21 protein-coding genes and 5 pseudogenes are annotated in these 25,362 nt (G+C 68.5%); 14 read left to right on the top strand and 12 right to left on the bottom strand.

Annotation, left to right across the window (positions count from 1 at the left end):
- Window positions 1-47 precede the first annotated feature (47 nt).
- Together ACWY4P_RS43805 and ACWY4P_RS43810 are read right to left on the bottom strand one after the other, a co-directional pair.
- Complete coding sequence (locus ACWY4P_RS43805) at window positions 48-836, bottom strand: SDR family NAD(P)-dependent oxidoreductase (RefSeq protein WP_456206369.1); 789 nt, start codon at window positions 834-836, stop codon at window positions 48-50.
- A 74-nt stretch (window positions 837-910) separates the two neighbouring features.
- Window positions 911-1,579, bottom strand: coding sequence for an FMN-dependent NADH-azoreductase (locus ACWY4P_RS43810; protein ID WP_456206370.1), 669 nt, complete (start codon window positions 1,577-1,579; stop codon window positions 911-913).
- Window positions 1,580-1,677: 98 nt separating this feature from the next.
- On the opposite strand from ACWY4P_RS43810, the gene ACWY4P_RS43815 reads away from it, so the two are divergent.
- Together ACWY4P_RS43815 and ACWY4P_RS43820 are read left to right on the top strand one after the other, a co-directional pair.
- A complete protein-coding gene (locus ACWY4P_RS43815; RefSeq protein ID WP_456206371.1) occupies window positions 1,678-2,187 on the top strand; it encodes a MarR family winged helix-turn-helix transcriptional regulator in 510 nt (169 codons plus the stop codon).
- Window positions 2,188-2,374: 187 nt separating this feature from the next.
- On the top strand, window positions 2,375-3,403 hold the full coding sequence (locus ACWY4P_RS43820) for a tyrosine-type recombinase/integrase (RefSeq protein ID WP_456206372.1): 1,029 nt from the start codon (window positions 2,375-2,377) through the stop codon (window positions 3,401-3,403).
- Here the strand turns inward: ACWY4P_RS43820 and ACWY4P_RS43825 are convergent, their stop codons facing one another.
- Both ACWY4P_RS43825 and ACWY4P_RS43830 read right to left on the bottom strand, forming a co-directional pair.
- Window positions 3,404-5,056 carry a hypothetical protein gene (locus ACWY4P_RS43825; RefSeq protein WP_456206373.1) on the bottom strand — a complete coding sequence of 551 codons (1,653 nt, stop codon included), beginning with the start codon at window positions 5,054-5,056 and terminating at the stop codon, window positions 3,404-3,406.
- Window positions 5,056-6,528 carry a site-specific integrase gene (locus ACWY4P_RS43830; RefSeq protein ID WP_456206374.1) on the bottom strand — a complete coding sequence of 491 codons (1,473 nt, stop codon included), beginning with the start codon at window positions 6,526-6,528 and terminating at the stop codon, window positions 5,056-5,058. The genes ACWY4P_RS43825 and ACWY4P_RS43830 overlap by 1 nt, the downstream gene beginning before the upstream one ends.
- Before the next feature lie 442 nt (window positions 6,529-6,970).
- On the opposite strand from ACWY4P_RS43830, the gene ACWY4P_RS43835 reads away from it, so the two are divergent.
- A complete protein-coding gene (locus ACWY4P_RS43835; RefSeq protein ID WP_456206375.1) occupies window positions 6,971-7,471 on the top strand; it encodes a hypothetical protein in 501 nt (166 codons plus the stop codon).
- On the opposite strand, the gene ACWY4P_RS43840 is transcribed toward ACWY4P_RS43835, so the two are convergent.
- Window positions 7,437-8,321 (bottom strand): IS5 family transposase, encoded by an 885-nt coding sequence (locus ACWY4P_RS43840; RefSeq protein WP_456206376.1) that lies wholly within the window; start codon window positions 8,319-8,321, stop codon window positions 7,437-7,439. The two genes, ACWY4P_RS43835 and ACWY4P_RS43840, sit on opposite strands and share 35 nt — an antisense overlap.
- A gap of 576 nt (window positions 8,322-8,897) precedes the next feature.
- The gene (locus tag ACWY4P_RS43845) at window positions 8,898-10,226 is read right to left on the bottom strand and encodes an IS701 family transposase (RefSeq protein ID WP_456206377.1); all 1,329 of its coding nucleotides are present in this window, start codon (window positions 10,224-10,226) and stop codon (window positions 8,898-8,900) included.
- Window positions 10,227-10,419: 193 nt separating this feature from the next.
- On the opposite strand from ACWY4P_RS43845, the pseudogene ACWY4P_RS43850 reads away from it, so the two are divergent.
- Both ACWY4P_RS43850 and ACWY4P_RS43855 read left to right on the top strand, forming a co-directional pair.
- Window positions 10,420-10,734, top strand: a pseudogene (locus ACWY4P_RS43850) (2-dehydropantoate 2-reductase N-terminal domain-containing protein); the annotation flags it as partial.
- Window positions 10,735-11,059: 325 nt separating this feature from the next.
- The gene (locus tag ACWY4P_RS43855) at window positions 11,060-11,260 is read left to right on the top strand and encodes a ketopantoate reductase C-terminal domain-containing protein (protein ID WP_361189477.1); all 201 of its coding nucleotides are present in this window, start codon (window positions 11,060-11,062) and stop codon (window positions 11,258-11,260) included.
- Window positions 11,261-11,347: 87 nt separating this feature from the next.
- Here the strand turns inward: ACWY4P_RS43855 and ACWY4P_RS43860 are convergent, their stop codons facing one another.
- A complete protein-coding gene (locus ACWY4P_RS43860) occupies window positions 11,348-12,631 on the bottom strand; it encodes an MFS transporter (RefSeq protein WP_456206378.1) in 1,284 nt (427 codons plus the stop codon).
- A gap of 76 nt (window positions 12,632-12,707) precedes the next feature.
- Here ACWY4P_RS43860 and ACWY4P_RS43865 point away from each other — a divergent pair, with 76 nt between their 5' ends.
- Window positions 12,708-13,274, top strand: a complete 567-nt coding sequence (locus ACWY4P_RS43865; protein WP_456206379.1) for a TetR/AcrR family transcriptional regulator — start codon at window positions 12,708-12,710, stop codon at window positions 13,272-13,274.
- A gap of 205 nt (window positions 13,275-13,479) precedes the next feature.
- Here the strand turns inward: ACWY4P_RS43865 and ACWY4P_RS43870 are convergent.
- A pseudogene (locus ACWY4P_RS43870) lies at window positions 13,480-13,707 on the bottom strand (IS110 family transposase); the annotation flags it as partial.
- 248 nt (window positions 13,708-13,955) lie between these two features.
- Here ACWY4P_RS43870 and ACWY4P_RS43875 point away from each other — a divergent pair.
- Entirely contained in the window at window positions 13,956-15,470 is a 1,515-nt protein-coding gene (locus tag ACWY4P_RS43875; RefSeq protein WP_456206380.1) for an AAA family ATPase, read from the top strand.
- A 1,233-nt stretch (window positions 15,471-16,703) separates the two neighbouring features.
- On the opposite strand, the pseudogene ACWY4P_RS43880 reads toward ACWY4P_RS43875, so the two are convergent.
- A pseudogene (locus ACWY4P_RS43880) lies at window positions 16,704-17,470 on the bottom strand (integrase); the annotation flags it as partial.
- Between ACWY4P_RS43880 and ACWY4P_RS43885 the strand changes: the two are divergent.
- The 4 genes and pseudogenes from ACWY4P_RS43885 to ACWY4P_RS43900 all read left to right on the top strand — a co-directional run bounded on the left by ACWY4P_RS43885 (window position 17,413) and on the right by ACWY4P_RS43900 (window position 20,862).
- Window positions 17,413-17,814 (top strand): integrase core domain-containing protein, encoded by a 402-nt coding sequence (locus tag ACWY4P_RS43885; protein WP_456206381.1) that lies wholly within the window; start codon window positions 17,413-17,415, stop codon window positions 17,812-17,814. The pseudogene ACWY4P_RS43880 and the gene ACWY4P_RS43885 overlap by 58 nt on opposite strands.
- Window positions 17,815-18,517: 703 nt before the next feature.
- Complete coding sequence (locus ACWY4P_RS43890) at window positions 18,518-19,615, top strand: protein kinase family protein (RefSeq protein ID WP_456206382.1); 1,098 nt, start codon at window positions 18,518-18,520, stop codon at window positions 19,613-19,615.
- A 195-nt stretch (window positions 19,616-19,810) separates the two neighbouring features.
- Window positions 19,811-20,062, top strand: a pseudogene (locus tag ACWY4P_RS43895) (helix-turn-helix domain-containing protein); the annotation flags it as partial.
- A gap of 278 nt (window positions 20,063-20,340) precedes the next feature.
- Window positions 20,341-20,862, top strand: coding sequence for a transposase (locus tag ACWY4P_RS43900; RefSeq protein ID WP_456206383.1), 522 nt, complete (start codon window positions 20,341-20,343; stop codon window positions 20,860-20,862).
- A gap of 87 nt (window positions 20,863-20,949) precedes the next feature.
- Here ACWY4P_RS43900 and ACWY4P_RS43905 read toward each other — a convergent pair whose 3' ends face one another.
- Window positions 20,950-21,711 (bottom strand): hypothetical protein, encoded by a 762-nt coding sequence (locus ACWY4P_RS43905; RefSeq protein WP_456206384.1) that lies wholly within the window; start codon window positions 21,709-21,711, stop codon window positions 20,950-20,952.
- Between the two features lie 582 nt (window positions 21,712-22,293).
- On the opposite strand from ACWY4P_RS43905, the gene ACWY4P_RS43910 reads away from it, so the two are divergent.
- Window positions 22,294-23,217: a recombinase family protein gene (locus ACWY4P_RS43910; RefSeq protein ID WP_456206385.1), complete on the top strand. Its 924-nt coding sequence runs from the start codon at window positions 22,294-22,296 to the stop codon at window positions 23,215-23,217.
- A gap of 98 nt (window positions 23,218-23,315) precedes the next feature.
- Window positions 23,316-23,687 (top strand): STAS domain-containing protein, encoded by a 372-nt coding sequence (locus ACWY4P_RS43915; RefSeq protein WP_456206386.1) that lies wholly within the window; start codon window positions 23,316-23,318, stop codon window positions 23,685-23,687.
- Here ACWY4P_RS43915 and ACWY4P_RS43920 read toward each other — a convergent pair.
- Window positions 23,608-24,001 (bottom strand): annotated as a pseudogene (locus ACWY4P_RS43920) (ATP-binding protein). The gene ACWY4P_RS43915 and the pseudogene ACWY4P_RS43920 overlap by 80 nt on opposite strands.
- 795 nt (window positions 24,002-24,796) lie before the next feature.
- Between ACWY4P_RS43920 and ACWY4P_RS43925 the strand changes: the two are divergent.
- Complete coding sequence (locus ACWY4P_RS43925; protein WP_456206387.1) at window positions 24,797-25,135, top strand: MerR family transcriptional regulator; 339 nt, start codon at window positions 24,797-24,799, stop codon at window positions 25,133-25,135.
- A gap of 33 nt (window positions 25,136-25,168) precedes the next feature.
- Here ACWY4P_RS43925 and ACWY4P_RS43930 read toward each other — a convergent pair whose 3' ends face one another.
- Window positions 25,169-25,357, bottom strand: a complete 189-nt coding sequence (locus tag ACWY4P_RS43930) for a hypothetical protein (protein WP_456206388.1) — start codon at window positions 25,355-25,357, stop codon at window positions 25,169-25,171.
- Between the last annotated feature and the right edge of the window lie 5 nt (window positions 25,358-25,362).

Below are 25,362 nucleotides of genomic sequence, written 5' to 3' on the forward strand. Positions count from 1 at the left end.
GGTTCGGGGGACGGTACGACGGAGCCTCGGTCAGGTGCGGTACGCGGTCAGGGACCGACGTGGGGGGCGCGCGCGGCGGACGAGCCGTCACGGACGAGCTCGCCCGTGAGGTTGCTGTTGGCTCCCGAGCCGAGGAACAGCGCCAGCTTGGCAACGTCGACCGCGTCGGAGAGACGGCGGGTGGGCGTGCCGGCGGCAAGCCGGTCGACGATCGCCTGGGGGATGGGCGGACGGCTGTCAGTCAGCGTGAAGCCGGGGGCCACCACGTTGACGAGGATTCCGTCGCGGCCGGCCTCCCAGGCGAGGCTGCGGGCGAGGCCGTAGAGGCCCGACTTGGCCGTTCCGTACGGTCCGGGGCCGGGCACGCCTTCCTCGGCGACGCTGGAGGAAATCAGCACGATCCGGCCCCAGCCGCGCGAGCGCATGCTCGGCAGGACCGCCCGGACCTGGGCAGCGGCGCCGATCAGGTTGGCGCCGATCATGGCCTGCCACTCGTCGAGCGACACGTCCTCGAAGCGGATGCTGGGGTCCGGGGGGCCGTCGCCGCCCCAGCGCACGGCGTTGGCAACGAGCACGTCGACGCCGCCCCAGCGTTCGATGACCGTGGCCACGGCCTCTTCGACGGTCGGCAGGTCCTCCAGGTCGAGCCGGACCGCGAGGGCCTGCCCGCCGGCTGCCTCGATCTCGGAGACGACCTTCTCGGCCTTCTCCGGATTGTTGCGGTAGGTGAGGGCGACTCGGGCGCCTTCCTGCCCGTAGGCGCGGGCGGTCGCGGCGCCGATACCGGTCGACGCGCCGGTGACCAGGACCACACGGTCCTTGAGCGCGGTGTCCATCGTGCGGGATGTCCTCTCTTGCGAATGGGAAGGGCTCTGTGATGGCAAGGCCGGGCCTCGCCCTACGGAACGGTTCAGCTCGCCCGGGCCTCGGCCGGTACGCCGGCGGCCAGCGCCTCGACCGCTTCCAGAGCGGTGGTCCGGGACGCCTCGTGGGCATCGCGGAACTGCTTCAGGAACGGCATGACCGGGGCATGGGTGAGCTCCGTGTGCACGAACTCCACGTCCTCCAGGCCGAGTGCCGAGAAGTAGGCGCGCAGGTAGGGCTCCTGGAAGTCGAACGGCTGCCGGGGAGTGCCGGGCCCGTAGGCGCCGCCGCGGGCGCTGAGGATCACGGCGGACTTCCCCGCGAGCGGCAGCCACGGCAGGGTCACCCGGTCGATCCACGCCTTGAGGGCCGCGGGGATGGAGAAGTTGTACATGGGCGTCCCGATGAGCAGAACGTCGGCCGCAAGGAGCTGCGCGATGAAGGGGCGGGTCGCCGCCCATGCCTCGGCCAGTTCGGGTGCGGTGGCCGCCACCGCGTCCATGGCCGCGAGGTCCTTCACACCGTTCAGGGAGGACTGGGTGGCCAGCCTCACCCGGGCCTCGTCGATGGGCGCCACCGGCTCCGTCAGCAGATCCCGGTAGGTGTAGGTGCCTTCCGGATGGGCGGCCTCCCAGTGTTTGACGAACGCCGCGCCGAGCTCCCGCGAGAACGAGTCGGTGCGGGCGCTGGCATCCAGATGCAGCAGATGCGCCACAGCATTCCCTTCCAGACAAGATGATCTGAAGTCGAGACCAGACTAATCCAAGATAGTTTTAAATCAAGACGATTTCGAACTATTGCTATTCTGCTGGTATGTCCCTCACCCCCACCGGCGACCGGGCGTCGGCCAGCCGGCTCCACAGCGATTTGCACTGGCTGTTCGCCAGGCTCAAGCAGGGCCTCGCCACGGCGGAAGCCTCGGTCGTGCGCGAGCACGGCATGAGCCTGTGGGGCTACACGGTCCTGATGGCCGTCGTCGAAGCCCCCGTAAGGAGCCAGCTCTCCCTGGCCCAGGCCGTCTCGGTCGACAAGAGCAAACTCGTCCTGGTCCTCGACGAGCTGGAGACGGCCGGACTGGTCCGCCGCCGTCCGGACCCGGCCGACCGCAGGGCCCGCATCATCGAGGCGACGGAGGAGGGCCGACGCACCCTGGACGCCGCACGTGCGGACGTCGAGGCGATCGAGACCAGCCTGCTCGCCGACCTGGATGCCGGCGCCGAGGAGGGGCTGCGCACCGTGCTGCGTCGGCTCGTCGGCGCGCCCGTGGCACGGATCGAGGACGGACGGCAGGCCGACAACGCCTGTGGCATGCCCCAGCCCTGACGGCTCGCCAGGGTGGTGCCGCAGTAAATGCCGGATTTACTGCGGCGGAGCCTCTATCGTGATCGTTGCGTCCTGCGGCGGGCTCTCTGGCCGCCGCAGGTGAGGTGTACGCATTTACTGCGACAGAGGGTCCGGGAGGGGCGGGCGGGTGTCGGTCGAACTGGTGAACGTGTCAGAGGGTGAGGGCGTGCTTCCGTCACCGCGCGCCCGGGTGGTGCCCCTGTCCGCCCTTCCGGCGACGTACACCGCGGCGGTCGAGCGGTACCTCACCGGCGCGGGGATCGCGAAGTCCTCCGCGCGGATCTACCGGATCTCGCTGACGACGTGGGGGTGGATGGTCGCCGGGCAGCTGGCGCCGACCGGCCGGGCCCGCCGTGGAGCGAAGCCGCCCGCCGTCCCCGTCTCCGTGATCGACGACCCCGGCCTGCCGGAGGTGCTGGCCGAACTCGCCGCCGCACGGGCGGACGAGATGGACGCCGACACCGTCAACCGGGAGCTGTCCATCGCGCGCAAAGCGATCGGCTGGTGGCAGCGCCAGGGCTGGATCATCTGTGATCCCACGATCGGCATCGAGCGGCGCCCGGCACCGCCGGACCGGACCAAGGCCCTGGCCGAGAGCCAGATCGCCGCCCTATGGCGGATGGACGCCGGACTGAGAGACAAGACGTTCTGGAAGATGCTCTACGAATCGGCGGCCAGAGCCGACGAGGTGCTGTGCTTGAACGTGGAAGACCTGTACCCGCAGGACAAGCGCGGCAAGGTCACATCGAAGGGCGGGGCAACCGAGTGGATTCACTGGCAGTCCGGCACGGCCCAGCTGCTGCCCCGGCTGATCGCCGGACGCACTCGCGGCCCGCTGTTCCTCACCGGCCGCAAGGCGCCAGCGGGCACCGCGACGCTGGACGTATGCGAGGAGACCAGCCGGGCCCGCCTGTCCTACCGCCGGGCGGAGGAGATCTTCGAGGAGTCCACACGACTGCTGGCCAACCCACTCGCCCGCGAGGAGGACATCGAGGCGCTGGAAGGCTTCACGCTGCACCGGCTCCGGCACTCCGCGCTGACGCACGATGCCGAGCGGGGCACCTCCACCCCGATGCTGCTGGCCCGCTCCCGCCACGCCTCCGTCCGCTCCCTGGAACGCTACGCTCGCCCTGGAGTCGACGCCGTCGCCCAGCACGTTGCTGAGCACGACCCCGCCGCCCGCCGCCGGGGTTGATCACAGCGGCCTACGGCACGTTTCCGGCGTATTCCGGTTGGCCTCCGCGTAGGGACCGAAGACCGCCATGAACTGGGCGGCTGGCATCTGCTGCCACTGCCGGGAGAAGAACGCCTTGAGCCGCAACAGGTTCGCCGCGTGCCGAGGTGCGAACACCGCGAGCGGGCAGAGCAGGCAGACCCAGGGGCGGGCCGGGCAGGGCTTGCCCTTCGGCCCGTGCAATCCGGACAACTGGTCGCCGCAAGCCGCGGTGAACACATCGCGCTGCCCGCCGACCAGTTCGGCGAGGGCTGTTTCACCCATATCCATCGCGGCCACGAGCTGCGGATAACCCTCAGCCAGAATGGCGGCGTCTTCGTCGGTGAGGACTGTGGGCGATTGGGCGCGTGCGAGCAGGTCGTGCTGGGCGTCCTCGACGATGACCTCGACAGCTCTGCGCTGGGCCGGCGTGGTGGCGGTGAGATAGTGATCGCCCTCAACGGCCGGGCTGTGGTTCGGATCGATCGTCGCCCGCCCGCTGCCGGTCCAGGTCTGCTTGTCGCGCATCGCGTGGTGGGTGGTACGTATCCTGGCCCGGTGGATCTTCAGAGGTCTGCCGTCAGCACCGATGATGCCGTGACGCTGGGCCCACCTCTTCCGGGAGGCACTCGAAATCTTCTCGGCCGCGAGAGCGGGGTTGCCCGGACGAGCCAGGCAGAGCCAGAGCCGATCCCGGTCTCCGGGCGGCATGAAGCTCCGCAGCAGCGCGGAATGCGCGAGCCACTGTTCCAGCAGGCGCACGGCCCGGCGGGGCAGGTTCAGGCTCTCGGCCGCGGTGCGGCCCTTGACGTAGGACAGCAGGATCGAGGCGTCCCCGGCCCAGTCCACGTCTCCGATCCCCAGCCCGTCGATGCCGTCCGGCACGATGCCGCAGTAGACGCCGAACAGCAGCCGGTAGGCGATCGCCGCGTCCAGGTGCGGGAAGAGACCTTGGAGAGCTTCGTGGAAGTCACCGGCCCCGTGCCGGTGGACGGCCTCGAACGTCACGCCGAGGGTCCGTGCCAGGTCGGGGGTCCCGATAGGTCCGACCTGGGACAATAGCCATCGGAAGTTCTCCGGTGTCCAGCCGCCTTCGGCAGGATGTCGGCCGCGTGCGGCGGTGGCGAGGGCCTGCCGGTGGGCGGCGTACGTTTTCTCGACCACCGTGCGGCAGACGGTGGTGAGGCGGTCCCACTCCTCCTCCGGGTAGGGCGGCAAGGGCTTGCGGTAGGGCTGCGGGTTGAAGTTCCTTCCGTTCGCGAGTTCTTCCGCCCCGGGTGCAAGACGCCTACCACCTGCTGTGAAGCCCAGGATCATGCGGCGCGTATGGGCCTCGCGGGCCATCGAGGTGCCCATCCAGTACTCGGCGAGCATGCCACGGCTCAACTGGCCGGCACCGCCGGTGAATCCTCGGCTTGCGAGGGTTCGCACCATGTGGCAGGCGGAACTGACGTAGTGCATGACACTGCCCGCGGCATCAACCGTCCCGTGCGGATGGACGAGTTCGGCCAAGCCGCAGGCCAGATCCCGGGCCAGCCGTGGGTTCGGCAGGCCATCCAGGGCGAACTCCGCGCGGCGGCCGTTGCTGAACACGCAGGCAATGCCGAGCGGATCCTCGATGAGCATCGCCGGCATCAGGCTTCCCCGTCCTCGAAATCGTCGGAGAACTCCGCCGCGGCTTCCTGTTCGGCCGCCGCGTCGCAGGTCAGCCCAGCCGCAGCCCCGGCACCCTCGTATGCATCCCGGTAGATGCGAGTCGTATCCAGGCGCCGGAGGTATTTTTCCGTCGTCAGAACAGTCGAGTGACCCAACAAATCACGCAGCACCAGCAGCGGGTCCGCCTTGGAGAGGTAGAAGACCAGCGCGGCGTCCGCGTCCGTGTCCCGCACGAGCTTCGCTGCCTGCCGGTAGTGCCCGGTGACCAGGTACTCAAGGGTCCTCATCGAAAACGTGTGACGGCATCGGTGCGGCCAGACATGCGGGAAGCGGGGCTCGAAGCGGGCCCGTATCCGGTCCGAGGTCCGCTCGAAGACCGTCGCCCAGGCAGTGAAAGGGCCACCCCCGTTTTTCACCGCGAGCAGACACGATCCCCCCTCAGGGGCGACCAGACGGCGGCGCTCGGCCGGGGTGAGCGAGTCCCACGAGCGGCGGACTCCGTTGACCCGACCGCCCCGCGGGTCGGGATCGGTGACCATGAGCGGTTCGCCCCACCGGCGCGGCGGCATCCAGCCGGAGCCCTCCGCGGTGGCCGCGCGGTCCAGTTCCAGGTAGTCGTGCAGTCCGGCAAGGGCCTCATAGGAGGTCCACGTGGTGCGAAACTTCTTGCCTTTCGTGATCCCGGCCGGCACCGGGAACGGGATGGGAATTGCGGTCGGCTCCGGCGGCAGGGCGGGGATCTCCCAGGGCAACAGATAGGTGAACTCCTGCAGCCGCATCCCAGTGGCCAGCGCATGATCCCCGACCGCCGCATTGCGGGTCAGCTCCCGCCCATGGAAACCGGTGTCCTGCGAGCCGTCCGGGGCCAGCCCCCGCAGCCCCTTGCGGAACAGCTCAGTGAAGTCCGGCTCCAGGTACTTGATCGTCACGTGCGGCTTCGGCGTGCGGCGGACCGCCAGATTCACCTTCACCTCCCGCCCGGTCCCGGTGAACAGAGCCCGCGCGGCCCGGTACGTGAACGGCTCGGCCGTCGCGTATCCCTCGTTGATCGCCCACCGGTAGAACAGCGACAGGATGCTCATGTGCTGGCCCCACGTCGTCGCTGCGAACCGGGCCTTCAACGGACCCGCCGCCCGATGTTCGGCGTACCGGCTCAGCCCGGCCTTCAACCGCTCCCGCGAATCGAACAGGCCCACCCCGTGCTCGGCCAGGAACTCCATCCACTCCTTGACCGCTCGCGCGTAGTTCTCCCACGAGCTCGGTGCTGGCGCCCCGCTGGCCGGGAGCTCACGCAGCCACCGGTTCACCACCGCCGTCGGACGCGGCGCAGCCGGGCCGTCCTCGAAGTACAGGTCGTCGTCGACGAGCACGGGCATCCCCTCGGGGATCAACGGCCGATGCTCAACGTCCCAGGACTCCCAGCCCCGCGACGAGAAGATGTTCAGGATCATGAGCGCCGACAGTAGAAACACCACACAGCCAAACGCAAAGCCCAAACACCCTGGTCAACCGCTCAGCCGTAGTGAATCGCTACACGGAAACTAAGCGGAGACAATGTGCCTGGCGTCGTGCAGGGTCCAGTTCGTGCCGAGCTTGTCGTTGGCCCGCTGAAGGATGCGCCGCATCGCCCAGTAGGTCAAAGGCCGAGACTCACCACGGCGCGTGCGCCATATTGGCTGGTCTCGCGTCGGCAGCCCGTCGGTGGCAAGGTAGCTGCCGAGATAGCGGAAGGCGTTCGGGGAGGCCGGCACGGCTTGGCGGATACGTGTGCCTTTGCTGAGAGGGCTTCTCGAAACCGAGTGTGGGGGCTGGGTTCGTGCTGGTCAGGCATAGTGCCGTAGTGGGTGAGGTAGGCCCGGTGCGTCCATGGAAGTGGCGTGCTGGAGGTGCGTGATGGCATCGGTGCTGGGGCGGCTGGAGGAGCGGGAGCGGGCGGCCCGGAAGCGAGTGGAGGAGTTGCAGGCCGAGCTGGAGGCGGCGCAGTCGGAATGGGACGAGTGGCTGATCGCCCGCAGACGGGTCAGCGAGGTGTGGGACGGGAGCGAACCCGCAAGCCAGGACGGTGAGGCGGGGAAGACGCCGGAGGTGAGTGAGGTCCCGGCGCCGCCTGCGGTGAGGCCCGGGTCGGTGGTTCCTCCCTGGAGGGAGGGGCTGTCGGCCGAGGTGCTGGCGCCGGAGTATCAGCAGGTCATGGGCCTGCTGGTCGAATGTCGTGCCACTGGCGGCCAGCCGCTGAACTGTCGTGAGATCACTGCCTTGTTGGGGCTGGAGGTTGTTCCGGCGAAGACGGAGGGCGTGCGGTGCAAGCTCAAGCGGCTCGTTGCTCGGGGATGGGCGCACGAGCCGGTGCCGGGCCGGTTCACCTGCGGCGGCGGCCGAGACGGCGGGTCATGACCATGGTCATCGACCACAGGATCATCGCCTCCGACGACTCGGGCAGCCGCTCGTAGTCGCGGGCCAGACGCCGGGACCGGGTGAGCCAGGCGAAGGTCCGCTCTACGATCCACCGTTTGGGCAGCACGACGAAGCCCTTGTGGCCGTCGCTGCGGCGGATGACGGTCAGTATCAGGTTCAGGGCCCTCGCGCACCAGCCCACCAGCATGCCGGTGTATCCGCTGTCCGCCCACACGCGCTTGAGCCGGTGATGCCGCCTGGTGGCCCGGGAGAGGAGGTCCTGGGCGGCGTCGCGGTCTGCCGTCGAGGCGGGGGAGACCATGACCGCCAGGATCAGGCCGAGGGTGTCCACCACGAGATGCCGCTTACGGCCCTTGATCTTCTTCCCGCTGTCATAGCCGCTGGTCGCGGCCTCGACCGTGGACGTGCCTTTCGCGGACTGTGAGTCGATCACCCCTGCCGTCGGCTCCGCATCCCGGCCCTGAGCTTCACGCATCGCGGCGCGGAGCCGGTCGTGGAACTCGCTGATCAGCCCCTGCTTCCGCCAGCGGGTGAAGAACCGGTGCACCGCCTTCCACGGAGGGTAATCCGCAGGCAGCGCAGGCCACTTCACGCCGTTGTCCGCCACATACCTGATCGCGTCGAGTATGTCCCGGTGGCAGTACTCCTCCGGCCGGCCGCCCCGACCCTCGGCCCACGCCGGTACCGGGATCATTTCGCCGATCGCGTCCCACTCCGCGTCCTTCATGTCGGTCGGATAGCAGTGCCCACCGGACGGATTGTCCGCGGCGTTGCCGTACGTGTGGGCGAAGCAGTCGCACTTCCGCGTGTCCGGAATGGACTCTTTCACAGCAGACCGATACAACTGCGACAACAGGGCCTCCCTGTGAGCAGTGGCGTAGACACCCTCTGTGCTACCGAGAGGCCCTGCCTTCATGCCCCCACGCGGCCACAATCACCTGAACAGCACACCCGTACGGAACCACCAGCCCCGCACTCGGTTTCGAGAAGCCCTCTTATTGCAGTACGGCGGCTGACCTGGGGCTTTGAGATGACCCGAATATGGGCATGATCGCTGATCGTGGGTCTGCGATTGCTCTACCTGATCTTCTGCCGACTGCTGGGCTGCCTCCTCTTGCTGGGCCGATCGACGGCCGCGAACAACGCTGAGATCCACACGCTTCGCCATGAGGTCGCTGTGCTTCGTCGGCAGATCGAGCGCCCGCGGCTCTCATGGGCTGACCGTGCCGTGCTCTCCGCTCTCGCCCGACACCTGCCATCCTGCCCCCGCAACGGTGTGGCCGCGGTGGCGGCGAGCTGCCGCCATACCCGCCACGGCGCGATGCGCTGCGTTTCTCGCCCGCACCGTGCCCTGATTCCGCCCTAGCCCCTCGGCCGTGCCCTCGTGTTTCGCAGTCTTGAGTGATCAGGTTCCGGCGGTGGCCCAGGCTGTGAGGACGGCCTGGATTTCTTCGGGTTGTGCCTGGTGGGGGTGTGGGCCGCGAAAACGGTGGGCGATGATCGTGTGGCGGAGCTTGGCTGTCATGTCCTCGAAGGAGGGCTGGGTTTTGGTGGTGTACCAGCGGGCTCTGGCGCGGTGCTCGTCGGTGTCGGCGGGTTGGTGGCCGGCCAGCGCGTACCAGGTGGTGACCACGGTGCAGGCGAGCAGGCCGAAGGGGACGGTGCGTTCGACTGCGCGGCGGGTGCGGTTGCGGGCCTCGCCGACGCCGAGGGTCTGGCGGGCGTCGAAGAAGGCGGTCTCGATCGCCCAGCGGGATGCGTAGCGTTCCACGATCTGTTCGGCCGGTGTGGTGAGGTCGGTGGTGACCAGGGCGGCGCCGTAGCCGCGGTCCCGGCTGGTGCCGGGGCCGCAGTTGCTGTCCCAGACCAGTACGACCCGGACAGGTTGGGTGTGGAAGGAGCCGTACCACAGGCAGGTGCGCTCGGCGAGGAAGACGGTGTCCACGCGTCCGTAGCGGCGGACCTTGGTTCGGTGGCAGTCCAGCAGCTGGGAGAGATCGGTGGGTGTCCCCAGGCGTGGGCCCCGGGTGCGCGGGCGTCCCTTCTTGCCCGTGCGCGGGGGCGGGAGTTCGTGCAGCACGGAGGTGACCTTCAGGCGGCTGGTCCAGGTGATCTGCGGGTGGAGGCCGCGCAGGTGCTCGCCGACGTAGGCGGCATCCCCGACTGTGTGCAGGGGGCGGTCGGGGAAGTGGGCGGCGAGCAGTTCGACCATCTCCCGGGCCAGGGCGATCTTTGCGGTGTGTCTGGGGCGCCATAGGCGGGCCAGGACCGGCAGGCACACCGGCCTGGTCAAAAACGGCGCGGTCACCACGATGCCGACGATGACCCAGCAGTTCCCTAAACCGGCCGGGCGCGGCCCTTTCGCGGCGCCGTCGTGCTGCCGGGCAGCGCCGAACACCTTCTTCCCCGACCGTTTGAACAGGGTGTCATCGACCGCGACCTGCAGCGGTGCACCGTCCGGGAGAAGACGTGCCACGACCAGAGCCGCCAGGGCGAGGCCAACCTCGTCGGCCGACCAGCGGGCGGTGGAGAACAGTCGGTGACACCGGGCGTGGTGCCACACCCGCACCAACCCCGTGCCCAGCAACATCCCGCACACCGTGCGGCGGCGCGTCTGCGCGATCAGCCCGGTCAGCAGAACACAGAACGTGCGGAACGTCGGAGCGGTGAAGCAGGAACGGCAGACAGCCAGCAAAGCGGATAAGGACGGCGGTATCGTGCCCACTGGAAGCATCGGCGGATCACTCTCAACTGGGTGAAACAGACACCGCCGATGCTTCTGTCTACCTGTCACATTCCATGACCAGTACGGTCTCGCGCCACCCAATCGAGCGCATCAACGAACACCCGTCCACCGACCAGGTGATCCCAAAAGTGCGAAACACGAGGGCTACTTCGGCGCCCGACTCGCCCGCGCGGCGCGCGACGTGACGTTCCTGGTCCGCCCCCGTCGCGCCGCCGAACTGCGCGCCGACGGGCCGCGCATCACCACACTGGAGGGATCCGTACGCCTGGAGCCGAAGCTGGTCACCGCCACGGAACTCGACGGTCCCTACGACCTGGTCCTGCTGACCGTGAAAGCCGGTTCCCTCGAAGCTGGCCTCCAGGACCTCAAGCCGGCGGTCGGCCCGCGCACTGCGATCGTCCCCTTCCTCAACGGCATCGACCACCTCGACGTGATCGACACCCAGTTCCCCTCAGCCGTCCTCGGAGCCGTCGTGAAGGTCGCGGCGCAGCTCACCCCGGACGGCGCGATCACCGTGTCGGCACCGGGCGCGAGCCTCGAGATCGGCGAACTCGATGGAGGGCACACGGCCCGTCTACGCGACACGGCCGCCGCGCTGGACGTCGTCGGCTTCGACGTCCAGGTCTCCGACCGCATCCTCACGTCGATGTGGCACAAGTGGGTCTTCATCGCCACGACCACCACCATCACCTGCATCGCGCAGGGCACCATCGGTGACGTGGCGGCGGTGAGCGGCGGCAAGGGGTTCGCCGACGCGGTCCTCGCCGAGGCCGCCGCCGTGTCCGGCGCCCGACGCCGCCTACGTCGCGCTGCAGGCCACCGTGACGCAGGAGGGTTCGCCCTTCGCCCCGTCGATGTACCGGGACGTCCTGGACGTGCGGCCCACGGAGGTCGAGCACGTCCTGGCCTCCCTTGCCCGTGCGGCGAAGCGACTCGACCTGTCCGCTCCGCTGCTGAACGCCGCCGTGGTCCGCCTCCGGGTGCACAACCAGCGCGTCGCGAACGCCTCCCGGCCGGGCTGAGACCGGGCGGACGGCAACCGAACGTCCGACGCATCGCGCTCGCCGCGGCCTCGAGCGGGCCGCGGCGACCGGTTCCCGGGCGGTTCCTCACGCCTGGGGAACACCTCCGGTCGCGGGGGTGCGGGTCGCGCGCAGGCGCTGGGCGAGCAGGGCGAGGGCGCAGAGGGCGGCGACCGTCGCCGCGTAGGTGACGAACGTGTCCTGCAGACCGGCGTGCGTGGCGGCGATGCCGGCGATCACGGCCGGGATGCTGAAGGCCAGGTAGGAGATGACGAAGGCGACGGAGAGCAGCTCGCTGCGTTCGGCGGGGTGGGCTATCCGGGCCAGGGTGCCGAAGCTGGCGAGGGCGGAGCCGCCGAAGCCGACGCCCGCGATCGCGGTTCCGAGCGCAGCCGCGGTCAGGGAGTGCTCCTCCACACCGGTCAGGGCGACGGCCGTGCCGACGAGGAGCAGGGTCGCGCTGACGGCGAGGGTCCGTCCGACGGGCCAGCCGCGCAGGGCGAGAGCGGTGACGAAGGCCGGGCCGGTGAGCAGGGTGACCACGAGTCCGCCGACGACGTGGCTGGAGAGGCCGAACAGGCCGACGGCGACGGACGGGCCCAGGGAGAGGTAGAGGCCGCCGAGCGCCCAGCTCGCGATGAGGATCGGGACCAGGCTCAGCAGGTCGGCCCGCAGGTGGGGGGCGATCCGCAGGCGGGGCTGGAGCGAGCGGGCGGCGCCGGGGCGGCGCAGCGAGGTCTCGGGCAGGGCCGACAGGAGGGCGCCGGCCACCACGAGGGCGAGGAGCAGCAGCACGTAGACGAGGCGGGTGGGGTGCGGCCCGTACTCGATGAGGAGCCCGCATCCGAGCGAGCCCAGTCCGAGTCCGAAGGTGGGTGCGGTGCCCGTGACGAGGCCCGCCCGGTGCGGGGCGTGCGCGGGGTTGAGGTCGGACAGGGCGGCGCCGAGCGTGGTCATGGCGGCCCCGGTGGCGATGCCCTGGATGAAGCGTGCCGTCAGCAGCAGGCCGACGTTGCCCGCGGTGAGGAACAGGACCATCGAGACCGCTTCGAGGGCGATCGCGGAGAGCAGGACCGGACGGCGGCCGAGGTGGTCGGAGAGGGCGCCGAGGACGAGCAGCGCCCCGATCATGCCGAGCACGTAGACGGCGAAGACCGTGGTAAGGGTGGTGGCGGAGAAGTGCCATTCCTGCTGGTAGACGACATAGAGCGGGGAGGGCGCGCTGGAGGCGGCCATGAACAGCACGAAGACGACCGCGAGGGAGGCGAAGGCGACGGGACGGCTCAGCCGTCGTCGCCTCTCCTCCGGTGGCGCCACCCGGGCGGTGGGCGGCGGGGAGGGCTGGAGGTGGGACGGGGCGGGACCGGACACGACGCGACTCCAAAAGCAGTGATCGATGCGTTTAGGACGCTACCACTAACGCAATGATAAGTGCGATAATTTCCCCATGGCTGACTCGTCGACCCAGGTACGTCCCGGCGGCCGCTCCGCGAAGGTGCGGGCGGCCGTCCACCGTGCCGTCGCAGAACTCCTCGCCGAGGAGGATGCGGAGACCCTGACCCTGCCCGCCGTGGCCGCGCGCGCCGGCGTGCACCCCACCACCTTGTACCGGCGCTGGGGGTCCGCCGCCCAGCTACTCAACGACGTCGCCACCAGCCGCTTCACCGGCGACCTGGTCGTCCCCGACTCCGGCTCCCTCGCCGGCGACCTCCAGCGCTGGCTCGCCGATGTGGCCACCGACGTCGCCGACCCGGACACGCTCGCCCTCATGCGGGCGACCATCGGCTCCGGCCCGGCGGGCGGCTGCGCCTGCGTCGAGGACCGCCACCGCCAGCTCGGCGCGATCATCCGGCGCGAACAGGACCGCGGGGGGACGGCACTCGACGTGGAGGCCGCGGCGGACTTCCTCCTCGGCCCGCTCTACTACCGCGCCATTTTCACCCCCGAGCCTGCCTCCGCCGACTGGGCCCGCACACTGGTGTCCACCTATCTGGCGACGCTCCGGACGCCCTGAGCCGCACACGGATCGCGGGGGCGCGGCGTGGCGCACGCACAGGCATCTCGCCTGGGCGGCCCCTTCGGTATCAGGCGCAGTACCTGTGGGACTCTGTCGCCCGATTCGCGGTGAGGCCCGATTCGATCAGCGTGACCTGAGCATTCAGCGTCAGCGGCCTACCGGTTGGGCCAGGTCGACCGAATCGGGCGACGGAGTCCCACAGGATCTGGGCGAGCAGGCCGCGCAACCGGTTCGTGGTGCGGTTGACCTCACCAGCGAGGTCGTTGTCGTAGCCGGTGAGCATAGTCAGCTCGGCCAGTGCCTCGTCGTCACTGTCCACCGCGCGCAAGGTGTACGGCATGGTGCGGGCGGCGTCCGCGATGACGAACGCGTCACGGGCGTCGGTCTTGGCCTCGCCGGGGTAGAGGTCGGCGGCCCGGCGCATCGACAGTCGTGACGCCGCGACTCCGGCTGTGTGAGAGGGCCGACTCGACGGATCGCAGTCGGCAATCGTGAGACCGGGTGCGCTGGGGCCCACCGGGACGGCTGGGATTTCCGGCAAGGTGGGGCCTCTGCGACGGCGATGTTTTTGCACCCCCTGGCGCAGTCGGTGTGCTGGCACGCCTTTCCTTGAATGGTTAGGGTTGACCTTAACGAAAATCGTTAGGGTAGATCCTAACTAACCCGGAGGGTCATTTGATGGGAGAGATCGGCAAGCCGGGGCGGCTGTTGGACCGTGATCATGAGTGGCGGCTACTGAACGGCTTTCTCGCAGATCCCGCCTCTGAGCTGCGGCTCGCCGTTGTCTCGGGGCGGCGGCGGAACGGGAAGTCGTTCCTGCTGGAGGCGCTCACGGAGGCAGTGGGCGGGCTGTATCTGACCGCAGTGCAAGAGGAAGGTCGAGTGCCCGCGCTGCGCCGGTTCACCGAGGCGATCGCCGCGCACGCGGGGGTGCGGCCTGGCGCGATGCGGTTGGACGACTGGAGCGATGTACTCACCGCCGCGCTGGAGGTGGTGAACCGAGCGGCCGGGGCGTCACTGATCGTGATCGATGAGCTGCCGTATCTGCTACAGCACTCCCCGGAGATCCCTGGCTTTCTGCAACTGCTCTACGACCAGTCGCAGTCCGGCAGGGCGCCTGGCGGCCGGATCGTACTGTGCGGCTCCGCGATGAGCGTGATGTCCGAGCTGCTGTCCGGCACCAAGCCGCTGCGCGGCCGGGCCGTGCTGGACCTGCGCCTGCCCGCCTTCGACTACCGCACCGCCCGCACTCACTGGGGGGTGGGAGACCCGGGCATGGCGCTGGAGATCGACGCTGTGCTGGGTGGCGCCCCCGGCTACCGGCCGCTGGCCGCGGGGCCGGCGCCGCAGAGCGAGGCGGAGTTCGGCCCCTGGGTGGAACGCACTCTGCTGGATCCGGGGCGGGCGTTGTACTCGCGGGTGGAGGCCGAGTTCCTCCTGCGCGAGGATCCGCGGATCACTCATCGCACGCTGTACTACGACGTGCTGTCCGCGGTGGCCCGGGGAGCTTCGACGCCTGCGAAGGTCGGTTCAATGCTGGAGCGGTCCCGATCCGCCATGGTCGCCCCGCTGGAGGTGCTCGAATCCACCGGATACATCCGTAAGGAGCAGGATCTCCTCAAGGCGCGCCACCCGGTCATCAGCGTGGCGGACCCGGTGATCCGGTTCAATCAGCTGATCACGTTGCCCATGGTGGACCTGGTGGAGCGGCGGCGCGGAGGCCAGGTGTGGCAGTCATCCCGGCCGACATACCATTCAAAGATCCTTGGCCCGCACTTTGAGGAGACCGCGCGCGACTGGGCCCGCTCCTTCGCGATCGACGAGACGGGTCTGTCTCTTGGTGCGGTCGGTACGGCGGAGATCGCTGACCCGGCCGCCCGGACCAAGCACGAGATCGACGTGCTGGCCATGGCCCCCGGCGAGCGCCCGCAGAGCCCCCGAGCGGCAATCGCCCTGATCGGCGAGGCCAAGGCAACCATCCAGCCCCGCGGACTGAAGGACCTTGAGCGCCTGGAACATATCCGGGCCCTTCTGGCTGCGCAGGGGCATCGGCCGGATGACGCGGCCTTGGCTCTCTTCTCCCTGCATGGTTTCCGTCAGGACGTCATTGACGCCGCTGCACGCCGCCGCGACGTCCTTCTCGTTGATGTCGGCGCCTTGTACGGGGACGGGCCGGTCCGCGGCCTGCGATGACATGCTTGTGGCGACGTGTAAGGTCTGCCTTGACCAGCTGCGACGAGTTTCCGAACCGCACGGGGAGCCTACGGAACTGAGGTGACCAGGCAGAGCCTCGTCCGGCTCCGTATGGGGGTATACGGCCCTGAGCGGGGTGCTACGGAGCGGTACGGATGATTGAGGAGAGTTGGCGCTGGGCTGGGGGTCAAGGGGTCGCAGGTTCAAATCCTGTCGTCCCGACCAGCGTCTTCGCAGGTCGGAGGCCGTTTCCGCGGGTAGCGGGGGCGGCCTTAACCGTTTCCGGGCTGGGAGCAAGTGGGAGCCCTCTGGGAGCCCCTCGTGCTCCCAACTCGCGGACGTGTCAACGGTGTCCGATTCGTCCGTCACTCGATCCGGTAGACCTGCAGCGCCGTACCGCGCCCACACGCGCCGTCGTCAATCAGGGGCCCCCGGGGTCACCCGATCGATTCGGATGCTCTCTGCATCGAGAGGCATAAGGACCCCTTGTCGGCTCTCGACCCCCTTTCGGGGTGGGGGCGCGGTGTCGTGCTCCCCATGCGACAGGGGGGAAGGTGTGGGCTGACGGCCTCGGTCGGCCTGTTTCCGCAGGCAGCCGGGGCTCGGGTGTCCGGGGCGCGAGTTGCCCGCCGCGTCAAGGCGGGGCAAAGCCCCTTGGCGTCCGCGTGCAGATGGGGCACTCCCAGGGCGTGAGCGCCCTATCGGGCTCTGTAGCGCCGTAGTGAGACAGCCGGCAGGTGCCCTCGCGCGCTAAATAGTGTGCCAAGCGATTGCTGGACTGGCCGCAGAGGGTCTTCGCAGGGGGGCAGGGCTTCGGCTCGGTCGTCCTTGGGATGGAAGGTCAGAGGGATGGCCGTGCCTGGACGGTGGTGCGCGAAGTGACCAGCTGCTGACCAGGGTATTGCGACAAATCTGGTGTTGCCGTTACACGGTGACGGTCGGTTGAGCCTCTCAACTTGTGCCGGGTCGGGTGGCGGTTGCGTCCTGTGAAGCGGTGTACGGGTTCCTGCCTGATCCGGGGGTTTCTCCCGGAGTCGGAATGGGTGCCCGGGTAGAGAGACGGCCATCGGCTGATCCTTCGAGAACGACCAAGATCTTGAAGGAGATCAGCACGATGACCGCACCCGACAGTGTGCCCCTTCACGCCCTGACCGAAGATGATCTCGCCGCGGCGAGTCCCGACCTTGTAGGTGCCAAGAACCTCGTCCGTGCTGGTCACGCGACATGTTGGTACTAGTGCAGGATGCCGCTGAGGCGGTCGCGTCGATGGATGTGGAGATGGGCGAGCTGGTCGGGGTCGGTATTCGGTTCGGGTAGTGGGTGGAGCGGTGTGGCGCTTGCGGGAGTGCGGTGAGGCCTGTGCTCGTTGTAGAAGGCCTCGTAGTCGCGTGGCGCGTGGAGGAGATGGGTCTGGTTCCAGATGAGGGTGCGGCCTGGGAGTTCGGTTCGGCGTGACCGCACCCAGCGTTCCGTGATCGCGTTCATGCGCGGTATCTGGACGCCGGTCTGGATGATCTGGATGTCCTCGGCTTGCGGGACGGTGTCGAAGGACGATGGGTAGCGAACGTCCCGGTCTCGGATCACTTCGTCCTGATGCCTGCGGCTTGGAGGTCCATGGCCGTATTGCGGGCGGCCTGGGTGGCCCAGGTCGCGGTGGGGTGTGCGGTCGCGCCGGGGATTCGCTCGCGGCGGGTGGTGTGCTCGATCACCGCGAGGACGTAGAGCGTCGCTCCGGTGAGGGTTTTGGTCTCGAAGAAGTCGGCGGCGAGGATGGCCTGGGCCTGGGAGCGCAGGAAGGTCGCCCAGGTGGTGTGTTGGCGTTCGGGTGCGGGGTCGATGCCGTGGTCCTTGAGGATGTTTCACACGGTGCCGGCGGTGACCTTGATACCGAGGACGGTGAGTTCGTCGTGGATGCGCCGGTACCTCCAGCTGGAGTTCTCTCGTGCCAGCCGTAACACCAGGGCGCGCACGGATCGTACAGTGCGGGGTCGTCCCGGCCGTAGCCGTCATCCCGACTCCGCCGCAAAGCCCGCGGTCCAACGCGTTCGCCGAACGATGGATACGCACAGCCCGCGCAGAGTGCACCGACCGCCTCCTCATCACCGGCGAACGACACCTCCGTGCCGTCCTCACCACGTACGCCGAGCACTACGACACCGGACGGGCCCACCGCAGCCTCGACCTACGAGCCCCAGACGACCACCCGAGCGTCATCCCCCTGCCTGCTGCTGTAGTCCGACGGCGACAGCTACTCGGCGGCCTGCTCAACGAGTACCACACCACGCCACCTCAACGACTTCTCCATCCACAAGAAACACCCAGCTCAGCAGCCTGCTCGGAATAATGACACCCTTCACGCTGGAGCCGGGTCCGGCGGCTTCCGCGTCTCCGGTGTGCGCGACCTTCGACGGGCCGGGACGGCTACCGCCGGCGTTCCGGATTCCGGTGATCGCGCTGCTGCCGTCGCGGGCCGTCGCGTTGCCAGTGTCGATGGCCGTGTCGCCGACGGAGGCGGTGAGGGACTCAAGGAGCGCGCGCAACTCTGCTGCCGCACCGGACTGTTCGGTCCCTTCGAGGCGGTCCAGCAGGGCCTTGGGGTCCGAGTAGGAACGGACCAGGAAACCGGTGTTGCTGTCAGAAGTTTTGACAGGCCGTGATCCGGACCGTCAGGTCGGCTTCGGCCTTGGGGGCCAGCGGAACAGTCAGTAACGCTAAGTGGTCGGCTCCGGAAGTCCTTCGGGGGTTGACCCCTGGGCCTGGACGGCGTGTTCGCGGTCCGGGCGTCGAAGACGGTGCGGATGGAGCTCGACCACGGCGAGACAGACCAGATCCGAGCCGCTGAGCAGTGGCGGTCTGCCGGAGCATCGTGTTCGCCCGACCTTGTTGTCGATCTTCACGTACAGTGCGGCCAAAGGGTGTTCGGATCCGTGTTCACAAACGGGTCCTGGATGCCCTCCCGCGCCAGGGGGGGGCGAACCGCAGGGCTACGCGTCGCGTGTGCGCGCCCTTTGGACGGGCCCAGGTGTTTCAGAGAGGTTGGTGCCCTGGTGGAGGTAGCCGGCGAGAGCTTCGACGCGTCGCGTGGTGCGCGTTTGGCGGCCTACAGTGCCGTCTCCACATCGCTGGCGCTGTGCAGTGATCGCGAACTGCGCGACCTTGTGGATACGGCTACGCCGATGGGTTCTGGCATCGGCGGGACCTCAGCGTTGCTGGAGGTCGACGGAACCCCAGTCTTCGTTAAGCGGCTACCGCTGACCGATCTGGAAAGGCAGCCGGAGAACGTCCAATCCACGGCGAACCTCTTCGGGCTACCTACCTTCTGCCATCCCGGCCTCGGGGTTCCCGGAAGCCCGGGATGGGGGGCCTGGCGGGAGTTGGCCGTGCACACCATGACGACGAACTGGGTGCTCGCACAGGACCATGAGGGCTTTCCATTGATGTACCACTGGCGGGTGCTGCCGCACCCCGGGCAGGTGCTGCCCGAGCAACTGGCCGACGTGGAGAAAGCTGTCTCCTACTGGGGAGGGGGACCGCAGGTGCGCCACCGGATCGAGGCGCTGCGGGACTCCTCGGCGAGCGTCGCACTATTCCTTGAGTACATCCCGCAGAACCTGCACGACTGGCTGGACGTTCAGGTCAAAGCCGACGATGAGACGGCCGAGCAGGCATGCACCATGGTGGAAAAGGAACTTGAGGCCGGAACCTCTTTCATGAACGCCCGCGGGCTCCTGCATTTCGATGGCCACTTCCAGAACATCCTCACCGACGGCAAGCGCCTGTTCTTCACGGACTACGGCCTCGCGATCTCCTCCCGGTTCGACCTGTCGAAGGAGGAGGCCGACTTCTTCGCCGAACACCAGACCTATGACCACTGCTACACCGTCACCCACCTGGTGCAGTGGCTCACCACCGCCCTGTACGGGTATGAGCGGGACGAGCGCAGCGCGTTCGTGCACGCCTGCGCCCGAGGGGAACCTCCGACGGGAATTCCGTCGCAGGTCGCGGCGATCCTCATCCGCCACGCCCCGATCGCCGCAGTGATGACGGACTACTACCGCGAGTTCCGTTTTGAGAGCAGGCAGACCCCGTATCCCCTGGAGGCGATCCGCCGGATCGGCGGGCCGGACAGCTTGTTCATCATCTGATGGACCTAGGCGGCCAACAGTCGGGCTGGATGCGGGAGGCTCCGGGTGCCCTGATCGGCTTCTGCTGAACGGCCTGCTGCCTTGCCCGTAGCCACCGCGCGCCCGATCGTCCTGACCGCCGCCGAACGGCGCCGGCTGAAGAAAGCGGCCTACGGCCACAGCACCCCGCACCGTGACCTCCTGCGGGCGCAGATCGTGCTGCAAGCTGCCCGGGGACTGGACAACGCAGCGATCGCCCGCGAAACGGGAGCGCACCTGGACACCGTGCGCACCTGGCGGGTCCGCTTCGCCGACGGCGGCCTGGCTGCCCTGGCCGACCGCAGGCGCTGCGGCCGTCCACGACGCTTCACCCCGGTGCAGGTCGCCGAGGTCAAGGCCCTGGCCTGCCAACTGCCCGCCGAGACCGGCACCCCGCTGTCGCGCTGGTCGTGCCCGGAACTGGCACGTGAGGTCGTCGTCCGCCGCATCGCCGACTCGATCTCCGCCTCCACCGTCCGCCGCTGGCTACGCGAGGACACACTCAAGCCCTGGCAGTACCGGTCCTGGATCTTCATCCGCGATCCGAAGTTCCGGCCCAAGGCCGCCCGCATCATGGACCTGTATGCTGGCACCTTCGACGGCGTCCCGCTGGGCGCGGACGAGTACGTGGTCTCAGCGACGAGAAGACCTCGATCCAGGCCCGCTGCCGCTGCCACTCCACCCTCGCCCCCGGACAGGCCCGGGCCATGCGGGTCAACCACGAGTACCGACGCGGCGGCGCCCTGGCCTACCTCGCCGCCTACGACGTCCACCACGCCCGCGTCCTTGGGCGCTGCGAGCCCACCACCGGCATCGTGCCCTTCATGAACCTGGTCACCCAGGTCATGACCAGCGAGCCCTACGCCAGCGCGAAACGCGTCTTCTGGATCGTCGACAACGGTTCCTCCCACCGCGGCAGGGCCGCCATCGACCGCCTGGCCAAGGCGTTTCCCAACGCCGTCATGGTCCACACCCCGGTCCACGCCTCCTGGACCAACCAGATAGAGATCTTCTTCTCCATCCTCCAACGCAAAGTCGTGGCACCCAACGACTTCACGAACCTCGACCAAATCCGAAACCAGCTCCGAGCCTTCGAAGACCGCTACAACGCCACAGCACAGCCGTTCCAGTGGAAGTTCACCACCTCCGACCTGGACGATCTGCTGGCCCGGCTCGACCGACACACACTCGACCGACAGGAAGAATCCTCCGCCGCACCAGCAACATGATCAACCCCCGAAGGACTTCGGGCTCCGACCACTAAGCTGGTGATCTTGGGCGCCTAGCACTCCCAGCAGTCATCGACGCGCGCGACATCAGGGCGCGCCGCTGCCTCGGATGGTCCCGACGACGTCAAGCGCGTGGCGGGCGGAGGGCCCGGAGATGATCCCGACGACAAGCACAACACTGCCGCCGAGGATGGGTCCCTCAATAGACGACGGGAGGTTGAGCAGGGTGATACCCACGGTTGCGGCAGTGCCCAACACCACAGCGGCAATCCAGCGCAACAGGCCCCGGTCCCGCTCCAGCTTGATGTCCTTGATGGCCTCAGCGTCGAGGAGCTCGCCGATCCGGCCGTGTGCGTAGCGTTCGGCTATGCGTATCAGTAGTTCAGCGAGCTCGTGTAGTCCTTCTTCGGGGGCGGTATCCAGGCGCCGTTCGGTCATCCGCAGCACCGCGACAACCTGCCGTTCATGGGCCTTCAAAGTCTGGCGGCGATTGGAACCCCTGACCGTGCCCCGAGTGCGGTGGGAGCGCTCAACACCACGTGAGACTTCCTCCAGCCGCTTAGACACCAGCCGCAACTGCTTCGCGGAGCGCTCCCCGCCCGCACGGCGCGCGGCGGCACAGGCCGAGATCGCGGCGGCTATCTGCATGACCAGGGTGTAGCGCAGCCCCAATCGGATAGTGCGCCACCCCACCAGGCTCCACAGCACAAGGACGCCGAAGCACAGTCCCATCACCGCCAGGCCCCCCACGAAAACAATGGGGTGGTTAGGCGCATTGGGCGTTCCCCGGGGGTCCTCCTCCGCCGAATGCAGCACCGCGACACTTAAGGCGCCCATGAGGAGGAACATGAAGATGCTTGTCCGGACCGCAAACACCGCAGCCCGCCGAATCCTGCGGAGCTCACGGCGTCGGCGGAGCGCCACACGCAGACGCCCAGAGAGCGCGCTCGAAACCCGCAGAGAAGCGAGGTCTAACGGCAGCTGCTCAACCACTCTGTCCTGACGGCTCACAAGTGGCAGCTCTCCACCCATGACCCAGCCGAGGAATCTGTAAACTAACGCCTTCACGTCCCTCATCATGGGATCGGTAGTCTTCCCCCCACAATGGGCAGACCCCGAGCGGTCCACTCTTTCTATCGTGCGGCTGCGGAGTCGCGGCCGAGCCGCGTGGTGCATACGGAGTGATCGGCTACTGCGACCGTGGCGCCGTCATCTTGTCCGTCTCGGGACTCACGTGAACTGGCCACCGTTGTGATCACTAGTGCCGTGAGTGTCGTCAAACGATCGTATGACGACAGGCGAGCGACGCGTCCAATGAACCCGTGCAATCCGGGGGTTCGCGGCGGCGCGAATCCAATCAGATCCGATGGCGATTGCTGACAGGGTTTGATGACAGATAGGGTCCGATCCTCCGTACGGAAGGGGCCCTCGGTGGCGAACCTGGTCTACAAGCGGGTCTCGACCGACCAGCAGTCGACCTCCCGGCAGAACCTCGTCCTGGACGAGGCCGGGATCGAGGACCCGGTCGTCTTCGAGGAGGACCCGGGAACCTCCAGCCGCCTCCACCCCCTTCAGCGCCCGAAGTTCCGCGAACTGCTCACCTACGCGCGGCCGGGCGACACCGTGCACATCTCCGAGATGTTCCGCCTCGTACGCGGCACCGGGCACATCCTCGACGTGCTCGACGTCCTCCACCGCGACCGCCTCGCCCTGCGCATCCACGACGGCGCGTTCTCCGCGATGGACCTCACCGCCCGCCACCCGCGCACCGGAGAACTGCTGTCCACCGTGAAGTTCATGGTGCAGACCCTCGCCGCCGCCGGCGAACTCCAGCGCGACCTCCAGCGGGAGCTGACCTACGACGGACTACGGGCCGCCGAGGCCAAGGGCAACAAGGGCGGACGCCGCCCGGCCGTCCCGGCCGACAAGACCGCCGACGTACGCGCCGCGTACCTGGACGGTCAATCCATCGCCAGTCTCGCCCGTGAACACGAGGTCAGCCGCGGTGCCATCCGTACAGCCGTCGCCGACCTCATGCCCGAGCACACCGTCGTCGACCACGGCGCCCCGGCTCCGGAGCTGCCGGTCGTCCTCGACATGCCGGGCAAGGTCGCGGACTTCCTCCGAGCGGCCGAGCTGGAGCCCGCCGAGCGCGCCACGCTCGCCCAGGGCGTGACCGTACGGCGCGGCCAGGGCTACACGCTGCGCGTCAGCGCCACCCCCACGGTCCACCGCCAGCTCCTCGCCCGCTGCAAGCCCCTCGACGGCACCCCCAACGCCCCGGCGATCCCGACACAGCGCAAGGCCCGCCGCGAGTACGAGAACCGCATCAACGCCCTCAACAACGGCATCTGAAGGGAACGGGGAGTATCCCCAGGTCAGGGACTACTCCGTTGTTTTCTCGGCGAGTACTACTGGGACCCCTCCAGGGGGCCGTCGGCGAGAACCGTGTCGTGGTCATCGACCTCGGTGGGCTGACGTTCTGCGACTGCACGGGGCTGAGCGCGCTGCTGGCAGCTGCCCGCACCGCTCAAGCCGGTGACGTCGAGCTGCGGCTCTGTGCCGTCTCGCATTTCCTCGCTCGCATCCTGCGACTGTCCGGCACACACAGTGCGTTCACCATCGAAGAGGCACGGCCAGACATAGAGCCTGGCCTGGACCAGCACTACCGCCATCCGCTGCCCCGTCGGTCCCCACGGCCGGGCCCCCAGGTTGGTGAGCGCAGTCGGTACCGCCGCCTTGGCGCTACCGGGCGAGAAGGGCGCTTACGGTCTTGCCGCCGGACGGCTGGCGGGTCACTGCGGTGGCGCGGGCGAGGCGGTTGACCATGGGCCAGCCGAAGCCTCCGGTGCCGCCGTTGAGGTCGGGGGTGCGCATGCGCGGCGCCTGCGAGCTGGGGTCGTCGACAGCCACCTCGATGGTGTCGGGGTGGGCGGCCAGGCGGAGGGTATAGGTGCCGCCGCCGTGGCGTAGGGCGTTGGTGACGAGTTCGGAGACGACTAGGACGGCGGTGTCGGCCGCTTCTGGGTCGACGGTCGGCTGCCGGAGGGCTTCGAGGACGGCCCGGGCGGTCTCGCGCGCGTCGGCGACGGCGGTCGCGGAGCCGGATGGTCGTGGCGCCGACGCACATCGTGTCCATCAGGTTCACCCTGGCCTCTGGCTCGTCAATGCCCGGTCCTGCCTACCCGTCCCTCGTGCCCCGCCCAGCGCCCCAAACCCGGCAGGGCCCGATTACTTCACCGTCGAACACGCGGAAATCTATGTCGGCCGGAGTAGACATTGAGTGGTGGTGTGGTTATGGTTTCTCTCGTAGCCGAGATCAGCAAGGCCCGGCAGAGATGAACTGCCGGGCAGCAGTACACGCAGTTGCAGTGCGCAGGACGGTGCGGTGGTGGAGTTCCGAAGCCAGAGCGGTTGCAGGACGGCGACGGGACTGACGACCGGACCGGGTGGCCCGCAGTGATCAGGGGCCGCCGTGAGCAGTACCCGGCAGTGAAGAGTGAGCAGCACCTCGGTGAAGGCGTCGGCTGCGGACGCGCGCACCGGGAAGTTCGGCAGTGGGGTTCTAAGCCAGAGCAGACGCAGAACGGGCGACGGGGCTGGCTGCCGAAGAGTGGCGCTCTCACAGGCCACAGAGCAGTTCGCATCACCAGCAGTAGGTAAGTGATTGATCCCAGAGGGAAGAAACGGAGGAGCCAGGCGCCATCAGGATCGCCCGGGCGGAATCACTGAGCTCGGGTACCGCAGGACATCGATAGTGAGGTGGTCTCCGGTCAAGCAACCGCGATCCCCGCACCCCCGACAGCATTCAGGTCGGGTCTGCGGAAACAGAAGGCCGGCGCAGTACCAAGGTCGGCAGATGGTGTAGCAGTTCCTTCGGGGCCCTGGTGCCATTGGCGCCAGGGCCCCTCCAAGCGTTCCACAGAGAGGTGCAATGACAGCAGACGACTCGTACGACCGTCTCGATGACGACGACTACCCCGCCTACACCATGGGCCGGGCCGCCGACATGCTCGGCACCACCCAGGGCTTCCTCCGCGCCATCGGCGAAGCCCGCCTCATCACCCCGCTGCGCTCCGAGGGCGGCCACCGCCGCTACTCCCGCTACCAGCTGCGCATCGCGGCCCGCGCCCGTGAACTCGTCGACCAGGGCACCCCCATCGAGGCCGCCTGCCGCATCATCATCCTCGAAGACCAGCTCGAAGAAGCCCAGCGCATCAACGCCGAATACGGCCGGGCCGCCGAATCGGCGAATCCAGCGGCCCCGGCCTGAGACGGCTGGGACCTGCGGCTTTTGTCAAGCACTTCAGCCTTTGCCCTGGTTGACGGCGACGATCGGCAGGAGTGTCGCGGTCGCCGGAACGCCGATCTCGCGGGGTGTCGTCCCGGCCGGCGTGGGGACGTCGACCAGTCGTTCCAGCAGCTGGTCGAGCGCGGCCCGGCCGTCGTCGACGGCGGCGCGTTCGGCGTCGCTGAGCGGGACGCTGGCCAGCATTGCGG

It is taken from the genome of Streptomyces sp. LZ34 (assembly GCF_053890475.1).